At 43.4% G+C, this 18,436-nt stretch carries 22 protein-coding genes, 1 other RNA gene and 1 pseudogene; 14 read left to right on the top strand and 10 right to left on the bottom strand.

Annotated elements, in window-relative coordinates:
* Together CPG39_RS01030 and CPG39_RS01025 are read right to left on the bottom strand one after the other, a co-directional pair.
* Entirely contained in the window at window positions 1-744 is a 744-nt protein-coding gene (locus tag CPG39_RS01030; protein ID WP_096291642.1) for an ABC transporter permease, read from the bottom strand.
* 19 nt (window positions 745-763) lie between these two features.
* A complete protein-coding gene (locus CPG39_RS01025) occupies window positions 764-1,495 on the bottom strand; it encodes an ABC transporter ATP-binding protein (RefSeq protein WP_096291641.1) in 732 nt (243 codons plus the stop codon).
* 452 nt (window positions 1,496-1,947) lie between these two features.
* On the opposite strand from CPG39_RS01025, the gene CPG39_RS01020 reads away from it, so the two are divergent.
* The 10 genes from CPG39_RS01020 (at window position 1,948) to CPG39_RS00975 (ending at window position 9,703) form a co-directional block, all read left to right on the top strand.
* A complete protein-coding gene (locus tag CPG39_RS01020; protein ID WP_096291640.1) occupies window positions 1,948-2,625 on the top strand; it encodes an OmpA family protein in 678 nt (225 codons plus the stop codon).
* Between the two features lie 72 nt (window positions 2,626-2,697).
* Window positions 2,698-4,038, top strand: coding sequence for a TRZ/ATZ family hydrolase (locus CPG39_RS01015; protein WP_096291639.1), 1,341 nt, complete (start codon window positions 2,698-2,700; stop codon window positions 4,036-4,038).
* 10 nt (window positions 4,039-4,048) lie between these two features.
* Window positions 4,049-4,756 (top strand): bifunctional 2-polyprenyl-6-hydroxyphenol methylase/3-demethylubiquinol 3-O-methyltransferase UbiG, encoded by a 708-nt coding sequence (gene ubiG, locus CPG39_RS01010; RefSeq protein ID WP_096291638.1) that lies wholly within the window; start codon window positions 4,049-4,051, stop codon window positions 4,754-4,756.
* 29 nt (window positions 4,757-4,785) lie between these two features.
* Window positions 4,786-5,433 (top strand): HAD family hydrolase, encoded by a 648-nt coding sequence (locus tag CPG39_RS01005; protein ID WP_096291637.1) that lies wholly within the window; start codon window positions 4,786-4,788, stop codon window positions 5,431-5,433.
* Window positions 5,434-5,523: 90 nt separating this feature from the next.
* Window positions 5,524-5,884, top strand: a transfer-messenger RNA (tmRNA) gene (gene ssrA, locus CPG39_RS01000).
* A gap of 137 nt (window positions 5,885-6,021) precedes the next feature.
* Window positions 6,022-7,710: a replication endonuclease gene (locus tag CPG39_RS00995; protein WP_231990349.1), complete on the top strand. Its 1,689-nt coding sequence runs from the start codon at window positions 6,022-6,024 to the stop codon at window positions 7,708-7,710.
* Window positions 7,688-7,957 (top strand): hypothetical protein, encoded by a 270-nt coding sequence (locus CPG39_RS00990; protein WP_096291636.1) that lies wholly within the window; start codon window positions 7,688-7,690, stop codon window positions 7,955-7,957. The genes CPG39_RS00995 and CPG39_RS00990 overlap by 23 nt, the downstream gene beginning before the upstream one ends.
* Before the next feature lie 80 nt (window positions 7,958-8,037).
* Window positions 8,038-8,457, top strand: a complete 420-nt coding sequence (locus tag CPG39_RS00985) for a hypothetical protein (protein ID WP_096291635.1) — start codon at window positions 8,038-8,040, stop codon at window positions 8,455-8,457.
* Complete coding sequence (locus tag CPG39_RS00980) at window positions 8,454-8,642, top strand: MerR family transcriptional regulator (protein WP_096291634.1); 189 nt, start codon at window positions 8,454-8,456, stop codon at window positions 8,640-8,642. Before CPG39_RS00985 ends, CPG39_RS00980 begins: the two co-directional genes overlap by 4 nt.
* Window positions 8,618-9,703: a tyrosine-type recombinase/integrase gene (locus CPG39_RS00975; RefSeq protein WP_096291633.1), complete on the top strand. Its 1,086-nt coding sequence runs from the start codon at window positions 8,618-8,620 to the stop codon at window positions 9,701-9,703. Before CPG39_RS00980 ends, CPG39_RS00975 begins: the two co-directional genes overlap by 25 nt.
* A gap of 6 nt (window positions 9,704-9,709) precedes the next feature.
* Here the strand turns inward: CPG39_RS00975 and CPG39_RS00970 are convergent, their stop codons facing one another.
* Entirely contained in the window at window positions 9,710-10,003 is a 294-nt protein-coding gene (locus CPG39_RS00970) for a type II toxin-antitoxin system RelE/ParE family toxin (protein ID WP_096291632.1), read from the bottom strand.
* Window positions 10,004-10,246: a type II toxin-antitoxin system ParD family antitoxin gene (locus CPG39_RS00965; protein ID WP_096291631.1), complete on the bottom strand. Its 243-nt coding sequence runs from the start codon at window positions 10,244-10,246 to the stop codon at window positions 10,004-10,006.
* 183 nt (window positions 10,247-10,429) lie between these two features.
* Between CPG39_RS00965 and CPG39_RS00960 the strand changes: the two are divergent.
* A pseudogene (locus CPG39_RS00960) lies at window positions 10,430-10,588 on the top strand (transcriptional regulator); the annotation flags it as partial.
* Between the two features lie 40 nt (window positions 10,589-10,628).
* Window positions 10,629-10,781 carry a hypothetical protein gene (locus tag CPG39_RS00955; RefSeq protein WP_231990347.1) on the top strand — a complete coding sequence of 51 codons (153 nt, stop codon included), beginning with the start codon at window positions 10,629-10,631 and terminating at the stop codon, window positions 10,779-10,781.
* Window positions 10,782-10,969: 188 nt separating this feature from the next.
* Here the strand turns inward: CPG39_RS00955 and CPG39_RS00950 are convergent, their stop codons facing one another.
* Genes CPG39_RS00950 through CPG39_RS00940 form a run of 3 tightly spaced genes read right to left on the bottom strand, consistent with a single transcriptional unit; the run spans window position 10,970 to window position 12,842 of the window.
* The gene (locus tag CPG39_RS00950; RefSeq protein WP_096291630.1) at window positions 10,970-11,509 is read right to left on the bottom strand and encodes a dCTP deaminase domain-containing protein; all 540 of its coding nucleotides are present in this window, start codon (window positions 11,507-11,509) and stop codon (window positions 10,970-10,972) included.
* Window positions 11,510-11,520: 11 nt separating this feature from the next.
* Window positions 11,521-12,279: a dCTP deaminase domain-containing protein gene (locus CPG39_RS00945; RefSeq protein WP_096291629.1), complete on the bottom strand. Its 759-nt coding sequence runs from the start codon at window positions 12,277-12,279 to the stop codon at window positions 11,521-11,523.
* Window positions 12,279-12,842: a dCTP deaminase gene (locus tag CPG39_RS00940; RefSeq protein WP_197702890.1), complete on the bottom strand. Its 564-nt coding sequence runs from the start codon at window positions 12,840-12,842 to the stop codon at window positions 12,279-12,281. The genes CPG39_RS00945 and CPG39_RS00940 overlap by 1 nt, the downstream gene beginning before the upstream one ends.
* A 629-nt stretch (window positions 12,843-13,471) precedes the next feature.
* Here CPG39_RS00940 and CPG39_RS00935 point away from each other — a divergent pair.
* The gene (locus tag CPG39_RS00935; RefSeq protein WP_096291628.1) at window positions 13,472-15,241 is read left to right on the top strand and encodes a hypothetical protein; all 1,770 of its coding nucleotides are present in this window, start codon (window positions 13,472-13,474) and stop codon (window positions 15,239-15,241) included.
* Between the two features lie 163 nt (window positions 15,242-15,404).
* Window positions 15,405-17,093 carry a multicopper oxidase family protein gene (locus tag CPG39_RS00930; RefSeq protein ID WP_096291627.1) on the top strand — a complete coding sequence of 563 codons (1,689 nt, stop codon included), beginning with the start codon at window positions 15,405-15,407 and terminating at the stop codon, window positions 17,091-17,093.
* A 106-nt stretch (window positions 17,094-17,199) separates the two neighbouring features.
* On the opposite strand, the gene CPG39_RS00925 is transcribed toward CPG39_RS00930, so the two are convergent.
* The 3 genes from CPG39_RS00925 to CPG39_RS00920 all read right to left on the bottom strand — a co-directional run bounded on the left by CPG39_RS00925 (window position 17,200) and on the right by CPG39_RS00920 (window position 18,373).
* Entirely contained in the window at window positions 17,200-17,802 is a 603-nt protein-coding gene (locus tag CPG39_RS00925) for a DUF4202 domain-containing protein (RefSeq protein ID WP_096291626.1), read from the bottom strand.
* Between the two features lie 66 nt (window positions 17,803-17,868).
* The gene (locus CPG39_RS14310) at window positions 17,869-18,117 is read right to left on the bottom strand and encodes a hypothetical protein (protein WP_145956192.1); all 249 of its coding nucleotides are present in this window, start codon (window positions 18,115-18,117) and stop codon (window positions 17,869-17,871) included.
* Window positions 18,083-18,373 carry a hypothetical protein gene (locus CPG39_RS00920; protein ID WP_013647348.1) on the bottom strand — a complete coding sequence of 97 codons (291 nt, stop codon included), beginning with the start codon at window positions 18,371-18,373 and terminating at the stop codon, window positions 18,083-18,085. The genes CPG39_RS14310 and CPG39_RS00920 overlap by 35 nt, the downstream gene beginning before the upstream one ends.
* Window positions 18,374-18,436 lie beyond the last annotated feature (63 nt).

Here is an 18,436-nt window from a genome sequence, read left to right as displayed (position 1 = left end):
TTATCCATGTAAACGTTCTCGATCCAGATGACGAATTGTCAATACCAAGAAGGTCACGATAAACAATATAAAATAAGCGATACTTAAGGTATCAATCAAACCCTGATTAAAATATCTGAAATGCTTCAGCAAAGAGATATAGTGCATCCAACCATCTGTCTCATTTGCAATCAGATCAATCATCCACAACCCCAATAACATGCCCAAAGAACCAATTGCAGCAATCACCGGTTGTACCGTTAAACTTGAAATATAAAGGCCTAGCGCACAGAAGCATGCAGTCAGCAAAAGCAATCCTATGGCATTGCTGAGTAACAAGCCCAAATCCAACGTGCCTCCTATCCGCAATGATATGGATAACGCAATTATCAGCATAATCACGAGCGCAAAAAAAATCATTATGCTGAGAAACTTACCCAATACGATATCGATAATAGAAACAGGCGCAGAAATAAGTAAGGTCAGGGTATGGTTACGGCGTTCTTCAGCCAGTAAACGCATCGATAATATCGGTGTTATCATCAATAAAATAATTGCTGCTAATGCAAAGCTAGGAGAAATAACAACTTCCGTAATTCCCGGAGAATTGATCACCTGCAGTAATTGTGATTGTATTTCAAGGAAAGCATCCAATCGCATCAAAAAGAAACCTGCAAACACGAGTTGGATTAACGCAAGCAATATCCAGGCCAAAGGAGAAATAAACAGCATACTTAATTCTTTACGGATAATAGTTGCTAGCATGGCAAATATCTCTGTTTATTCATGATCGTGTAAGCTGCGTAAATATTTCTTCCAAACTCGCATCCTGTTGTCGCAACTCGATCATGGTTTTATCAAAAACTACTGCTCCTTTATGCATGATTTGAACTCTGTCACAAACATTTTCAATTTCAGGCAAAATATGCGTTGATAAAATAACACTGCTCGTTGTACCCAATTCTCTAATTAATAGTCTTATTTCTTGTATTTGATTAGGATCAAGACCAACCGTAGGCTCATCCAATATAATCACGTCCGGGTTGTGTATAATCGCTTGCGCAATACCAACCCGCTGCTGGAAGCCCTTGGATAACGTTCCGATCAAATACTTCCCCTGATCTCGTAAGCCACAGCGTTGCTTTACATTTTTCAATACAATCTGCATAACTTGTTTGTTAACACGATGTAATCGAGCAACCAGCAATAAATATTCGTTGACTGTCATATCGAAATAAAGCGGTGGAATCTCAGGCAGATAACCTAAACGCAGCTTGGCTTCTAACGGCTTACTCAATAAGTCAATGCCACAGATTTCTATACTGCCGCTGCTTGGCGCAAGATTTCCCGTCAACATGCGCATGGTGGTGCTTTTACCTGCACCATTAGGTCCGAGTAACCCTAATACTTCCCCTCGCCTTAATTGCAAGTTAACATCACATACCGCAATGCAATGTCCGAAATTACGATACAGATTTTGTGTGGACAAAGTTACCTGCTCCGTCACATCGACCATATCAGTAAATTCCTATAATCACCTAATAATCGCATAATAAATCACTTAACTAATGAACTAATCGCAAGATCGCACAGTTTGAATGGCCCGATCGATAGTATATTTCGAATAACTCCGAACCCACCTGTTTTGGCTTAATTGCCACAATAACAAATGAAACAAAGAAATATTTCTCTTTTCAGTGAAACGCGGATTCGATTATTAATATAAAAACCATATGATTTCTATTACTTAAGCATATTAATTCATTCATTTCACTTTAATGCACAACGCAGCTTTGTTGTAATTAAACAACATATTAATTTGCGATAATATACAAACAAACTGATAATAGAACACTAATTAGCTCGAAGTAGTAGAATAGCAAAGACTTTCAATTGTAATGGTAAAGCATTTATTTGCATTGCCGATAGAATTCTCAGAAACACAGTTTTCACTAAAAGGACAACATCATGAAAAAAATATCAGCCAAAAATACTCTTATTGGAATGGTTCTTATACCAGCAATGTTTTCTGGTGCTGTCTTGGCACAAGAAGCAAATACAGATCAATCGGCGACAGATACCGCAGCAACTAAGCCGCAAGCTTACGGTATTGATGGCCGTGGTGAGGTGGCAAGAAATTCAACCGGATTATGCTGGCGCACCAGCTACTGGACCCCGGCCATGGCCATTCATGAATGTGATCCGGATCTGGTCAAGAAACCAGAAGTAGTTGCGGAAGCACCTGCACCAGTGCCTGTTAAAACGGCACCTGAAAAAATCACCTTTTCTGCCGATGCGTTATTTGATTTTGATAGCTCTAAATTAAAACCCAATGGCATTCAATCTCTAAATGAATTTGTTACAGGCATAGAGGGTGTAAAATATGACCTTATTATTGCTGTAGGCTATGCTGATCGCATTGGATCAGATGAATACAACAAAGCACTCTCGCTACGTCGCGCCGAATCGGTAAAATCGCATCTGGTATCAAGAGGTATAGATCCAAGCCTCATCTTTGTTGATGGTAAAGGCGAAGCCAATCCGGTAACAGGCAGCAGTTGTGCCGGTGAAAGAAAATCCAAAGCGTTGATTGAGTGTTTAGCACCCGATCGCCGGGTTGAAATTGAAGTAGCAGGCACCCGATAAGCCAAATTATTTTTTTATTCTTACTAAAAAAGCCCTGCATGTTCCGCAGGGCTTTTTTCTTATTACCAGCAAATGAGTAATCGGGAAGAAATTGATACACTAATTGAAGCGAAATGGATCATTCCTATTGAGCCCGCTAAAATTGTATTAAATCAATATGCCATTGCAATTGATCACGGCATCATCAAAAATATCCTTCCGATTGCCGAAGCCAGCCAGCGTTACCAACCACAACAAACATTCACTCTAAACGATCATGCACTGATTCCGGGATTGATCAACCTGCACACTCATGCCGCCATGACTCTCATGCGAGGACTTGCTGATGATTTACCCCTGATGGAATGGCTCAATAAACATATCTGGCCGGCAGAGAATCAGTATGTTAACGCGCAATTTGTACTGGATGGTACCCAGCTTGCCTGTGCCGAGATGATCAAAGGAGGCATCACTTGCTTTAATGACATGTATTTTTTCCCTGAATCCTGTGCGCAAGCTGCGACAAGCTCAGGGATGCGCGCTGCTATCGGTATGATTGTCATTGATTTCCCAACAGCTTATGCCAGCGATGCAGATGATTATCTGGCCAAAGGATTGGAATTGCGCGACAAGTATCAATATAATCCGCTGTTATCGTTCTGCTTCGCACCTCACGCGCCTTATACTGTCAGCGACAAAACCTTCGGCAGCATTTTGACTTATGCAGAACAACTGGATGCACCGATTCATATCCATTTGCACGAAACGCAGGATGAAATTCGAATTAGCATGGAATCTAGCGGCGTAAGACCCTTAGAGCGTATACAACAATTAGGATTGCTCAGTCCCAATTTAATTGCCGTGCACATGGTGCATCTGAACGATCATGAAATTAAACTATTACATCAATATAATTGCAGCATTGCTCACTGCCCTTCATCGAACATGAAATTGGCCAGCGGATTTGCGCCCATTCCACCGTTAGTCAATCAAGGCGTCAATATCGGTCTGGGTACAGACGGCGCAGCCAGCAATAATCGTTTGGATATGTTTGAAGAAATGCGTCTCGCAGCATTGCTGGCTAAAGCAAATAGTGGTCGGGCTGACACCCTCCCCGCGCATCAAGTGCTACGAATGGCCACCCTGAACGGCGCTAATGCTCTAGGATTAGGTGAATCCACCGGCTCATTAACCATTGGCAAAGCAGCTGATATAACAGCTATTAATTTCTCTCATCTTAACCTTACTCCTTGCTATGATCCCGTTTCACATTTAGTCTACGCTGCTAGCCGCGAACACGTGAGCCATGTGTGGGTAAATGGTAGAATACTGCTTGAAGATAAAGAATTGACGACGCTTAACCAAGCTGAGCTGCACTATCGCGCAACCATGTGGCAAGAACGTATCGCAGCAACGTCACAACAATTGCTTTAAAGGAGCACATATGGAAAATGACGGTATCAACGCGGATCCGCTGGAGCTTGAAAAATTCAGCCAACTTGCTCACCGCTGGTGGGATCCGCACAGTGAATTTAAACCCTTACATGAAATCAATCCATTGCGTCTTAACTACATTAATGATCTGACCAATGGATTAATGGGAAAAACCATACTGGATGTCGGTTGTGGCGGCGGTATTCTATCCGAAGGCATGGCATCGATGGGCGCACATGTCACCGGCATTGATCTTAGCGATAAAGCGCTCAAGGTTGCTAAGCTGCATCTGTTGGAAAGCGGCTATGACGTTGATTACCGCAAAATTACCGTGGAATCATTGGCGCAAGAAAAACCACAGCATTATGATATTGTCACTTGCATGGAAATGCTTGAGCATGTGCCCGATCCAATGAGCGTTATTCGGGCATGCGCGGAATTAGCCAAACCCAATGGCTGGGTATTTTTCTCAACCATCAATCGCAACCCGAAATCCTACCTGTTTGCCATTATTGGCGCGGAATATATTTTAAATCTATTACCTCGCGGCACACATGAGTACGCAAAATTCATCAAACCTTCCGAGTTAGCTCGCATGGCACGTAATGCCGGTCTGGCCGATGAAAAACTGATTGGTATGACATACAATCCCATCACAAAAATTTATGCATTGGAAGAGGATACCGATGTCAACTACATCATGGCTTACCGCAGCTAACTTCCATTAGCCTCAGCAAGCGTACTTTAATGATTGAAGCTGTTCTCTTTGATTTTGACGGAACCTTGGCCGACACTGCGCCTGATCTTGGTCACGCCTTAAACCGGCAGCGCACTGCACGAGGCTTATCCGAACTCCCCATTGAACAGATCCGTCCGTTGGCGTCCGCTGGGTCACGAGGATTGCTAGGGCTCGGCTTTAATATCAAACCAGGCGATGAGGGCTATGAATTCATGCGCGATGAATTTCTGGATTTTTATACCCAACGTCTGTGTCACGACACTTGTTTGTTTCCGGGCGTAGAAGCGTTGTTGAATCAAATGGAAATGATGAATATACCATGGGGCATTGTCACCAACAAACCTGCTCGTTTTGCACATCCACTCATCCAAACACTTGGGTTAGGACAGCGAGTTGCCTGTATCATATGTGGCGACGAAACCACCCATTCCAAACCTCACCCTGGACCACTCCTGGCAGCCAGCAACAAAATGACCATTTCCCCTGCTCGCTGCATTTATTTAGGAGACGACATTCGCGATGTTCAAGCCAGTCTGGCAGCCGGCATGCAACCCATCGTTGCACGCTATGGCTATCTTGGCATTGATCAAGCACCGGAAACCTGGGGTGCGCATCACCTGATCGATCACCCCGAAGAATTGCTGGTTCATCTGTAAAGAAATACTTATTAATTCTGTTAGAATATCGACGCAGAACTTGAACTTTTAGATTTCATCACCATCCTAAGCACTACCAAAACGAATACCGGGGACGATCTGGTTTCGACGTGGGTTGCAAAGCAGCGCAGGGCATACCGAGGATCAGATTACCTCGTAAATCCATCTGAAAACAATAGTCGCAAACGACGAAAACTACGCTTTAGCCGCTTAATTCGGCTAGCCTCTGCACCGATGGGCCTCAACGCCGGGTCTGGCAACAGACAGCAGAGTTACTAACGAGGATCGCGTTTTATAGGGTTACTTTATAGAACGTTAAACGCAAGGTGACTCGCCTGTCATCAGCCTGCCGGTTGGCGGTTGCCAGGTCAAACTAAATAACATGGCTAAGTATGTAGAACTGTCTGTAGAGGGCTTGCGGACGCGGGTTCGATTCCCGCCGTCTCCACCAACTTCCGGTCTAACTCAGACCACCTTAGACCAACTAAGACCCATATAAAACAGGGTCTTAGTACCGGTCTCACAAATACCCCATTAGTCTCGGTAGGTCTCCAAAGGCCTCGGTTGTGGCACAAAAATGACACAAAATTGGCACAAGTCGTTTTTGCCGATAATCACACCGCAGCCTATGGAACAGAAAATTGCCGTCGCATGCGGCGCCATATTTTCAGCGAGCTTTCCCCGATTGCGGGAGACTTGGCGGCGCAATACATCAAAACGGCTGAACGTTCCAGCTTTGAGCAAGCAAACAATGAACTGCAAGATATTTATAATCAGCTGCGCATTGAAGATCTGAATCTATGCGCAGATCATGAAGAATTGCTCAATGCCGCCAAGCGTTATGCAGAAAAATGTTATCTGGCACGCAACCGCGCAAAATCCCCTTCTGATGCCTATCAAGCCTGTTTGCGCATAGTCGATCATTATCAAGTCAAGCGGCCATCCATCAAAGGCGATAAACTGGAACCGGCACTAAACCGGATGTGCTGTCATCACTGGTGGTTTCGCAGAATCAAGATATTGCGACTGCGAAAGATTGAAACCATTGCCAGAAATATTGAATTGGTCAGCCGCCTGCGTGGCACGTATGCCAGCGACTACACCATTCACGCTAAGCGCAAACAAAAGGAAAGAAATCGTTTGTATCTGGCCACGAATTTTGTAAATAACCAGAACGGCGAGATTTTTTCCCTGCAGACCCTAGCCGATCGTTCGGTATCTAATCCAGCAATTCGCCGTGCTGAATTGATGACACGTATCAGAGGTTTTGAAATGGTGGCCGATCATCTTGGGCATGTAGGCGAATTCTATACGGTCACCACCCCTTCACGCATGCATGCTTGTCTGCATCATGGCGTAACCCATCCACGCTATGACGGCACCAGCGTTTTACAAGCGCACGAATACCTTACCCATATTTGGTCATTGATTCGCGCTGAATTGCATCGTCAGGGCATTCAACCCTATGGCTTCCGTGTAGTTGAACCGCATCACGACGGCACCCCGCATTGGCACTTACTATTATTCATGCCTGAAAAACACCGCGAAGCTGTGAGAAAAGTCATGCGTCATTACGCCCTTCTCGATAATGGCAACGAACCCGGAGCGCAAGAACGCCGCTTCAAATCGGAAGCGATTGATCCAGCGAAAGGCACGGCCGTTGGTTACATTGCCAAATACATCTCCAAGAATATCGACGGCTTCGCACTTGATCAGGATTTGTACGGCAATGATGCTGTAAAAGCAGCCGAGCGCATTACCGCATGGGCCAATACCTGGGGTATTCGTCAGTTTCAGCAAATCGGCGGCCCGAGCGTGACCGTATGGCGTCAATTAAGAAAACTCGACAAAGCCGACGATCCGGAGCTTGAATCCATCCGTCAATCTGCAACTGCCAGCGATTGGGCAGCTTTCATGCTGGCGATGGGAAACCCTGAAGCGCCGCATCGTTCACATGCCATCAAACCTTTCTACGATGAGAGCAAACGATTAAATCCAATGAATGGTGAAGTATATTCCCCGGCAACGGGACGTTATGGCGATTCTGCTCCATTGCGCGTATCCGGAATACTTTGGAAAGGATCGAGCTATAGCACACGCAAACATGTTTGGATGCTTTTCAAAGTCGACAGCGAGGACGTGACATTAAGGAGCGAGGCGCAAGCCGAGCGCACGCAATGTCACGCCGGAGCTGTTTCTCTTGGACTTGTATCAATAACTGTACCAACCCCTTTTCATCCTCAAAAGGTTAATCATGAAAACCCAACTCAACACTAAAAAAATTAAAAATATAAATACTATGAATACATTTAATCTTGAAGAAGCGGTTTCCTTAATCTACCGGCTTGCTGTTCTAAAGCAGGATACACCTGAACCCGGAAAAAAATACAGCATCACGCAAATCGGTCACATTTGCGGCGTATTAACGCTTAACGATCAAATTGAGATTGTCATCAAATTTCATGACGAGATGCGCCAATTCACAAAAGAGGAATTTCAAAACCAAGTAACGATTTTAGATTAACAGGACATTTATACTATTTACTGTGGAAATAAATAGCGTACTATAAGAATCACTATATACTCTCATAGTCACTATTTATTATGGAAACCAATCAAAGAAAACTATTTGATCTAAACCTCAGCGAGGAACAAGAGCAAATTATTTTAAAGAACATCAAGGAATTCCGGGGTGTTGGCACGACATTGGAAAGCGCATTAGGCGCTTTGATCATGGGGCAATACTTCGGCTGGCGCGTGCTGAAAATACTTCATAATCCTTTGACCTATCGCCGCTATGAAAAAATTCTAGGCCTTAGTTTCCAGGATGTATGTCCAGAAACAACTGGATACAGCGAAACCAAAAGCGTCGGTTATGCCATCTCACAAAAACTAGGCAGTTTCTGGGCTGTAGTGATGGGCAAGCGCAAAGTCGAAGATAAAGGCTTGATCGAGAATCAAGGGGAAGTCGAAAAACACGTCACCAAGCATATCGCCGGCAATGTTGAAGAGGAGAAAAAATGAATCATTTCGACCTCGTCACCATTGACAAATTTGCTGAACTTACAGGCCTTACCTCAGAAGCTATTCGCCAATATAAAAAGAAAGGACAATTGAGAGAGAAAATTCATTGGATAAAAGCGCCAAATGGACGAATCTTCATCAAAGTTAAAGCAGCATACGCATGGATAGAAGGCAAAGAGGCATAACAATTCGTGGCAATAGTGCCCAGATAGCATTCACCTATCAAGGTGTTCGCTGTCGCGAGTCAATACCCATTCCGCCAACCAAAACCGCGCAAAAAGAACTCGCGCTTAAGCTGCAATCCATCAAGTACGAAATCAAGACCGGCACTTTCGATTACAACCGGCATTTTCCGTACAGCAAGAAAGCCAAAGAATTCAGAAAAAATCGTCCTGATCTTTACACAATCAAAGAAGCCCTGATCAGCTGGCTGCAACGCAACCAAGCAAAACTGCAATTAAGCACACTGCAGGACTATAACAGCGCCATCTATCATCATTTAATACCAACCTTTGGCAATCTCACTATTTCCGAACTGACTGCCAGCAAAGTGAAAGAATGGCTATCTGAGCTGCCCTGCTCCAACAAACGCAAAAGCAACATCCTAACCCCGCTTCGTCAAATGTTTGAAGAGCTCTACCTTGATGAAATCATAGACAGAAACCCACTGACTCGGGTCAAAAATCTTCCAAACAAAACACGTGAACCTGAACCCTTCACACAAGATGAAATCAACAAAATTTTAAACGAACTGACAGGCCAGGAAAAAAACCTGATCCAATTTGCATTTTATTCTGGATTGAGAACTTCCGAACTCATCGCTTTACGCTGGCAACATATTGAGTTTGAACAAAACCGCATATTTATCAAACAAGCTCATGTACGCGGTCAACTGAAAGACACAAAAACAAAGTCGGGAAAACGAGAAGTTACACTACAACCGCAAGCCAAAGAAGCCCTGCTTAATCAGCAAATATTTACAAAAAAGCAGAATGAAACCGTATTCCATAACCCGAAAACCAATCAACCCTGGAGAAACGATCAACCGATCCGCAAGAATGTTTGGATTGTGGCACTGAAAAAAACAGGCATAAAATACCGCAACCCTTACCAAACCCGGCACACTTTCGCATCAACACTGCTTTCAAGGGGTGAGAAACCTCTCTGGGTTGCTCAGCAAATGGGACACAAAGATTGGAGTATGATCATCAAAGTTTATGGCCGATGGATTCCGCAATCAAAATGAACTAACTTATAAATGCTGCTCAATATCAATGCGACCATGGAGAATACGCACAATCTCGATTTGATCTTTTTCTTTATAGTGATAAAAAATTAAATGTTTACCAACACCATATTTATGGTACCCATTACTGATATCATCGCATATATGGCCTAGTTCCGGCTCGTCAGCGAGATCATAAAAAGCCAGATCAAGCTGCCTTAAATAATTTCTTTGCTGTACCTTTCCAAATTCTTTACATATGTAACGTCCAATTAAACGCATATCAGTTCTTGCCTTTTGAGTGAGGATAAATGATCCCATCTAATCTTCACTTTCCAATTCATCCAGAATTCTTTGCAAAGAATAGTTGGATGAGCCGCTCTGTTCGCCTTCAATCAAAGCTTGGCGCAATATTTCTAATTTGGTTTCACGCTCTTCAAGCAAACGTAACCCCGCTCGTATGGCTTCACTGGCCGAACCATAGCGCCCCGTTTCAATTTGGTTCGCCAGAAATTTCTCGAAATGTTCGCCCAATGTCACACTCGTATTCTTTTGTACAGGCATAACCACCTCCATGCAAAATTGCAAACATCAATATTGAATTATAATATTTATTGGTATATTACAATAAATAAGCATATTAATATTAGTATGTTCAAGTCTATTGATTATCAATCGGCTCAACTTCATTGATGTAAGCTATGGTCAAATTGATGGATAAACGATTTAACACTTGACACAACCTATATGAACATCAAACCCATCAAAACAGATGCCGATTATCGCGAAGCACTAAAAGAAATAGAATCACTGCTGACAGCAGATTTCAACACGCCGGAAGGCAAGAAACTGGATGCTCTGGTTACACTGATTGAAGCATACGAGCGCAAACACTTCTTGCTTGATAAAAAATGATAATTCTTCATTCGGGACCTGACACCGACTTATGAAATACCGCACCCCCTATCAGACCCGCCACACTTTTGCATCCATGATGCTATCTAGTGGCGAGCACTACATGTGGGTTGCACATCAAATGGGGCATAAAGATTGGGGGATGATAATCAAGGTTTATGGGCGATGGATTCCTCAGAAATAAATCTAAGTTTAAAGATAAATTCTTGCCCATCTTAGGTCAGCAGATTGGATAAATCTAAGACTGGCTTTTTAAAATTTCAATTTAATATTTATATATGCAACGTTGAATTGAGAGGGAGTCAAATGTGCAGCATTTTTGAAGTCCCACTCGAATGACAGGTTGTGCCTGAAAAGCTAAGCGCGGTAAAGCTACTTTTTAAATATCGCTACTGTGGGACCTTCTTTGGACTGGGTAGCATAGCGGCCATGGTAGGGCTGCAATGCGGGGCTACTACATTTAATCAAATACATTTGGGCAATATCGCTAGCTTCTGGTATCTCTACAGTCCAACGAGACATGTTTAAAATTTCAAGTGTAATATATCCATGGAAGCCTGGTTCCACTTGACCATCATTACATGTTGCTTGAACAAAAAGTCTTGCAAGTGTCCCTTTTGTTTGCACCAGTCCCAAATAATCCAAAGGGATTTTGTACTGATGTTTGCTGCATGCAATGACGTGAAAACCAGGAGGGAGCGATAGGTTTTGAGCTATCTCCTTCTTTTGTGAAAACAAGCTGGCTGGATCTGGAGAATGGCCGTAGACAATTGTGCTTTCGTGTTTTGAATCACAAGGTTCATAGTAAAAACTACCCATTTGAATTTTTAAAGAATAGTCGTCAACTAATGACTTATCGCATATAGAATACTGAGCTGCGAGATACTCAAGGTTTTTTTCGATTACAATCATTTCATCTTCACCTAACCATTCTGCTCTTGTAAGTTTTGTTTCATTTGCTCGGGAGAAGGATTATTCATTTCAATATTTTGTTCTTGTGGATATTGTTGTTTTTGTTCAAGAGAAAATTTATTCATTTCAAGCATTGGCTTATAGAACAGCGTGTACGTCAGCACAAATGCTAATGATGAACTTGAAATTACTGTAATAATCCATCCTATCCACAACGGCTTGTTGCTAGCGAGCCATTTCTTCAATCCAGCGGATCGTGACATCGGTGTTGTCGATATCTCGCTTGTTCGATAAATAAAGTTTTGGATTTTGGTGGATTCAGTAGAGAAGAAGATTATGGAACCAACCTTTTCACCCTTCTTTAACGAAATCCTCTTAGACGTCGTATTGAACATCCTCAGTTTTAGCTTTCCAACGAACGCAGGTTCGACTTTTGCTGAGGCGATAAGAATTCCCCTTGAGAGAAAAAGACTGCCGGTTGGCAGAACAATTCCATATCTATTGTGCGGAACCCTAATTTCATCGTGAACTTCAACAACTATAGAACCATGTCCAGGTATCGTGATTCCGTCGTCAGAAATTCGACTAAGTTTTTTGTCGAAAGGCGAGTACTTGTCATTCCATCCTTCACCAAGTGTTAGCTCAATTGAAAATTCTTCTATATTAGACTCTGATGCCGTAGTAAAGATAAAACTATTACTTGACAGAGCATATTCATTGAAATCCTCTTGGCAACTCGTTGTACGATCCTTGATTTGCAATACGGTCATTAGACTTGCTCTTCATCGTGTGGTTGCGAGATGCGTCCGCCCTGCCACTGTCCTTTGTACATTTCAACATCACCAACAACAGAATGAAATATAACGTGCGCGAATCGAGCCTCATACTCTATCTCAAAAGGTTCTTGATGGTAATTAGTCAAAGCAAAAGTCATTGGGCCAACGTAGCCGGGCGGCAAAACGCTGGAGTGAAAGGCAACGCCACTTCTAAAAAGGGTGCTCCTTGGAAAGAATACTGCTGCTAAATCAGGTGAAAGGTTAAATTCCTCGATAGTACTGGCAAGGTATGTTTTCCCTGGTTCGAGAAACCAACAATTATTGCTTAGTTTAATTGACTCACTATCAGGTGTGCGTCGTGTTGAAACCTTCAGACTTCCACGACCATTGCCTACAACAGAAATCGATGCAAGTCGTAGATCGAATCCCACTCCTTCTGGTGTTTTCAACTCGCGTTCCGAAAGATTTTTGATAATTTTACCCTCACGAATGGTGGCAAGCAGTGATTGCGGCGTATAGATCATATGTAATTCCTCAGAAAGCGTCATTTGTCCCATTTAGTAACGCTCAATTATTGTTTAAGAAAAAAATGTCTCAGAATCTGGAACGCAATATCACCTAACTTGACTACGTTCACCTAAATTTTATTCTTTTTTATATAGAGTTATAATAAAAAGTTACACTAATAAATAACTTCTTTGGTTTTTCCTCGAAGTAACACGTAGGGCTAAAAGTACATTTGTTGTTAAGCTAATAGAAAATGAATGCTTTTACCAAGAATAAGCATGTGATTATATGTAGCAAGACTATTGATAGCCTTAATAAATGAGTTTAGACTTGTTTTAAATATTGTACTTGCAACTCTCAAATCTACAAAATTACTTTGAAAAAGACACAAAAATAACAGAGGTTAAAACTAAATGACTGATTTATTAGAACTAGACCAAGGTTCGATTCCCGCCCTCCCATTTAAACATCCGAGAACATCTAACACAATCCTAAAACCCGCGTAATAGCGGGTTTTTTATTGCATGTTGATTTTTGACACCTAATAGCACATTTTTAGATGAGGATAGTAGCGATTAAGGTCGTTTAAAGCGCTTTTTTCTGAGAGATACCGATACAGATTTTCTTTTACGATCCTTCAGTAACTTTTTATCCCTCCTTATTAATTGGAAGAAACACTATGATCCTGCGCTCTCATTTACTGTTTATTATTCTGATTGGCATTACCTTGAGTAGCATTCAATCTGTCCATGCGGATGACTATAAACCTACAAGTGTAGATTCAATTTTGTATTTTCAGGCCGGTATTAAGGATGCTGAATACTGTTCAATGATTGTTAAAGATGGTGAATTGCTTACCATTAATAGCAATACAGGCAAGATACTAAGCAATGCTGCCATGACTTGTCCGGATATGTTTTCCTGGAAACTATTTGCCGAAGCAGTTCAGGCTAAATTCTGGTCAAACTGGGCTGATGAGAACGACAATTGGCCAGCACAGCCCTATGCACTCTGTCAGTCTGGACAAGCCCCTGGTAAAGATCATTGTTGTCAACCTGGATCAACAAACAACGATCTCGATCATTGTCCAGTTTATCCAGGGGTTCAGCACGCCGCTAAACTCAAAAGTCTGACTGATGCTTTGACAGAGGAAGCGCAAGTGCAGGCGCGCGATCCTGCTTTACAGCGCGATACCCGTCTACCCTTCCATGACGTACTTAATCCCCTCGGTCGTATGGTTAAATTGAAGTCAATGAAGAAAGCAACAGATGCACCGATATCTTCCTGTTCTGCGGTATCTGTCGATGGTAAAACTAAGGATCTGATACCCGCTATCCTAAAGAAATTTAATCCATCCGATGCAGAAAGTACAGGTCGCGTCATTCGACAGACAAATGCTGAACTGACCATTCGCAATAAGGTATTTCATGATTACCTTTTCACCAATAATTTATATAATGCCAACGGCGTAATAGATGTATTTAAGATTAATCAGAAAAATCTGCAAACAGAAGCACCTTATCATTTAGCCAATCATTCGTCTCAGGACGGGAAGCCCGGTGCGTTGTCGCGCATAGACTTACCCCCAGATGCCATCATGATCAAGAGTAACTGGCTGCATCATGATCTTGCTGTTGCACTTGGATTGCCGGAGGACCCCAAGCAATACATCAGCAAATTATTACAGACACAGATTGATCTTCAAGCGCTCGGTATCAGCAAATCATCCCTCACTTGCAATTTGGAAGGGATTCATCACCTAGTGGCATTCCATATTTCTTCTAAAGATATTCCCAACTGGGTATGGACCACCTTCGAGCATATTAGCCTGCCAGGTCGTTGTGATATCACTGGCTGCAATGATGCTTACGGTTATGCAAGCAGCGATAAGAATCGCCCAGCTGGCACTGCGGATAATTACACCAAACCCAATCAACATAGCGATCAATTGAACTCTCCCAGTATCGTTTTCAATTCTGACAAAAGTTATCCGTTGGAAAAAATTCGCCCGGAATGGGACAAGCTGCTAACTCAATTAAATATTGGCGACGGCAGCAGCACGAGTCAGATTGAACCTGATCCGGAGGATATTGCGTGGCGCAACTTCCGCCTCAAAGGTTCGCAAGTGGAGTTTGTTAACTCAATGGGTCAATCGACGCTATTGGGTAATTCGGTAACCGAAGCTGGTTTTATGGATGGTTCGAGTTGTATTAGTTGTCACGCAAGAGCAGGTGCGGCACTGAATGGCGATGGCTCAGCTAATTTTCTTGCATTATCAGTGTTTGAGCGTAATTTGACCGACTTTGGCTATGCACGCAGTCATCACGGTATCCCTAATCCGTTCTGGTTCTACAACGATAACAACAGCCGTCCCAACCTGATGGTAATGCAAACAGACTTCATTTGGGGTTTCCTCAACGCCAGCCCCATCGTGACTAGTAAACCATAAAAGCAATGTCATACTGTTTCAACCTGTGTAACCAAGTTGCGCAGGTTGAAACGATGCACATTACGATTATGCTACGTTTTACAAACAGCTATGTTGCTCCCAAGGTAATCCTCCCCAATATTAAAGGTGTAATACAGTAGAATTTTCAAGTAAAGGAAAAGCTATGCAAATTTTGTCAAAAAAATACCTACTGAATTTATTGATCATGTCCACTTTACTGCTTGGTAGTTCTTTTACCTCGGCGGGAAAAAATCATCCTCATTGTGCCTACGAACCAATCGATATTGAAAAATACGGCAAGCAACCGTTCCAGAATCCACCCGATCTGCACGCACAAAATGGAAGGCTCGAAACTGTACTGACCGTACAATATACCGACCCAAAAACCACCAGCATCGCAGGTTGCGGCGTGAAACTGCGCACCTATGAAGGAAAACTGGTGGGACCGACATTGCGTGTCAAGCAAGGTGATATCGTCAATTTGCTGTTGAAAAACCGGTTACCGAAAGAATCACCCAATGAAATTCAGGCACAATTCGATCAGGAGAACCAAAACGCTTATCTGGATACCATTCCGGCGTCTTTCAATACCACCAACGTACACTTCCACGGCTTACACGTATCACCCACCGGTAACAGCGACAATGTACTGCTCGCCATTTCGCCGCAAAGTAATTTCCCTTATGAAGTGACATTGCCGAAAGACCATCCGATCGGCTCCTATTGGTATCATGCCCACGCACATGGCTCGACATCGATTCAGGTTGGCAGCGGCATGGCCGGCGCCATTGTAATCGAGGATAATCCAAGTACCACGCCGGAAGCGCTGTTGGCCGCCAATACCAACGAAAAAATCTTCGTACTGCAAACGATTTTATACAATCAGAAAGGCGAACTGAACAATGTCACCAGCCTGTTCCCTGGCCCATCCACACCCAATCCGAAAGATTGCAGCACTGCCACCAACAAGGGCACATGGCCTTGCTCGCAACGGCGTATCACTATCAATGGCCAGATCGTTCCGGTCATCACCATGAAACGCGGCGAAGTACAACGCTGGCGTTTGATCGATACCGCTTTTCGTGAATCCATCGCATTCGCGGTTGAGAAGCATGATTTACATGAAATCGCTTTGGACGGTAATTACCTAGGGCGTATTGATACCTGGAAAGCAGGAACGCCGATCGATCTGCAGCCAGGCTACCGTAGCGACGTCTTGATTAAAGCCAGCATGAAGCCTGGAGAATATCGCATCATCGATCAGCCGACCTCTAGATTGAAATCGCTACGGCAAGCTGATGAACCGGAAAATTTACTGGCCATTCTGAAAGTCGTTGACGAAACCAACGACATGGCTTTGCCAACCAACGAGGAAATGGCTGCGCTGGCGCCCTTTGGCAATCTCGATTTGAGTAAACAAGCTGTAGGCGTGCAGGAAGTTGCGTTCAAGCTCGGTCAGGACATGTCAGGCAAAAAAAATTATTTCCAAGTCAATTACCGCGCTTTCAATCCCGACCATGTACGTCAATTGGAGTTAGGCGCTGTCGATATGTGGTCGCTCACGACCGTTGGTGACCCGGCTGCAGTACCTGGTGCTATTCCGCCGTTACCGCACGTATTTCATATTCATATCAATCCATTCCAGTGGCAGAGAATAGGTCCGGACGGTAAGCCGCAAATGGTTTGGAAAGATACGTTGTTGGTACAAGGTCCGGCAGTGACCAATGTATATACGCACTATCAGACCTACACCGGTAAATTTGTCATGCATTGCCACATTCTAGATCACGAAGACTTAGGCATGATGGAAATCGAAGAAGTAGTCAACACGCCGATTGCACATAGTCATTAACCATCAGAAGAACTTGCGATGCCGATCCGACTGTATCAGGGGTTTTTCAACAGGCCGTCTGAACTACATCAAACAACTTTTCTATCCATTATTACAGAATCGTGATTTATTCGGATACCGCTTGCTTGATCAGCGTCGCCAGTGAATCCGGTAATTTGATGTGTCCTGCGAGTACGAATTGATGCGCTTGAGCGGACATCTTATTCCAAATTCTACGAATGATATCGAGCCACTTCTGTTCGTCGTATTCAGGGTGCCTGCCAGCAAAGTCGAGCAGATAATGTTCCAAGAAAACCAGTCCGGCAACATCCTCCAATAACTGTGTATCCGGATTGGTTTTAAGTGATTTCTTGCCAACGGCCAGGGTTACGCGTGCAATGAATGTATTTTCATATCCAGCTTTAGCGAGCAAATCGGCAACGGTGTCGGCATGAAATTTGTTTAACTCGGCACGCCATTGATGATACCCCTTTCGATCCATCGGATAATCGCTGCGTGGCGATTTCCAGCGTTGGATGTGCTGAGCACTCACCGCCAGTTTCATGACATCATCGGCATCGGGTGCATAGCGTTCGAGCATTTCAGACATGCGGCGCGAGTAAAGCAATTCTTTCGGCCAATCCTTCCCTTCGCTGGTTTCGCGGTTCGGATCCTCACAATTCGCTGCGTCGATTAGCGCTTTTGCTTTGTCGAAGCATTGCCTGGTCATATGATTGCTGGTTGGTCTGGTATTTGCTGAGCGCTGCAGGATTAAAACATATTTCCTGACAGGCCGCTAAAAAGCACTCGAAGCATAAGTATTAGTGATCGAAGTTAAAGCGCTTCTATTTTGAATAAATATAATTGAAACATGAGGAAGAAGATTCTCCTTAGCTGTTTCTATTTCAGCCAGACAAATCATGCCGTCTTCGCCAAGTGAGTCAATGCATTCATAATGCGCTTGATGATCTGGCCGAACAGGCCTTGCAACTGCTCTTGTTTGAAAAATTTCATTTTGGCGGAAAGTGCTTTTTCGCTCTTTCAAACGCTTGCTCCATCGATTTGAACGATTTTCTCAAGCCGGTTTGAATATCCTCCCATGCGCTTTCCGAACTGCTTTCAAAAGCCTCCCATTTTTCTTTGGCCTGACTTAATTCCTGCTCGAGTTCTTCCAGATGCGGCTGTAGTTTATCTTGTATTTCCTTAGACCCGAGATGCATTTGCAATTTAACTTCGTCAACGACCGATTGCAGATTGGTAAGCTCCTCTTGTAATCTTTGAGGGATGGATTTGTCAGCCATTTTAATATCTCCTTGTTGATAAAATTTGAACGTCTTTCACTATGCCATAGTATCAGCAAAATT

It is taken from the genome of Nitrosomonas ureae, from assembly GCF_900206265.1.
GTDB classification, from domain to species: domain Bacteria; phylum Pseudomonadota; class Gammaproteobacteria; order Burkholderiales; family Nitrosomonadaceae; genus Nitrosomonas; species Nitrosomonas ureae_C.
Note: the sequence above shows the minus strand (reverse complement) of the source record. Positions and strands in the feature narration are given on the sequence as shown.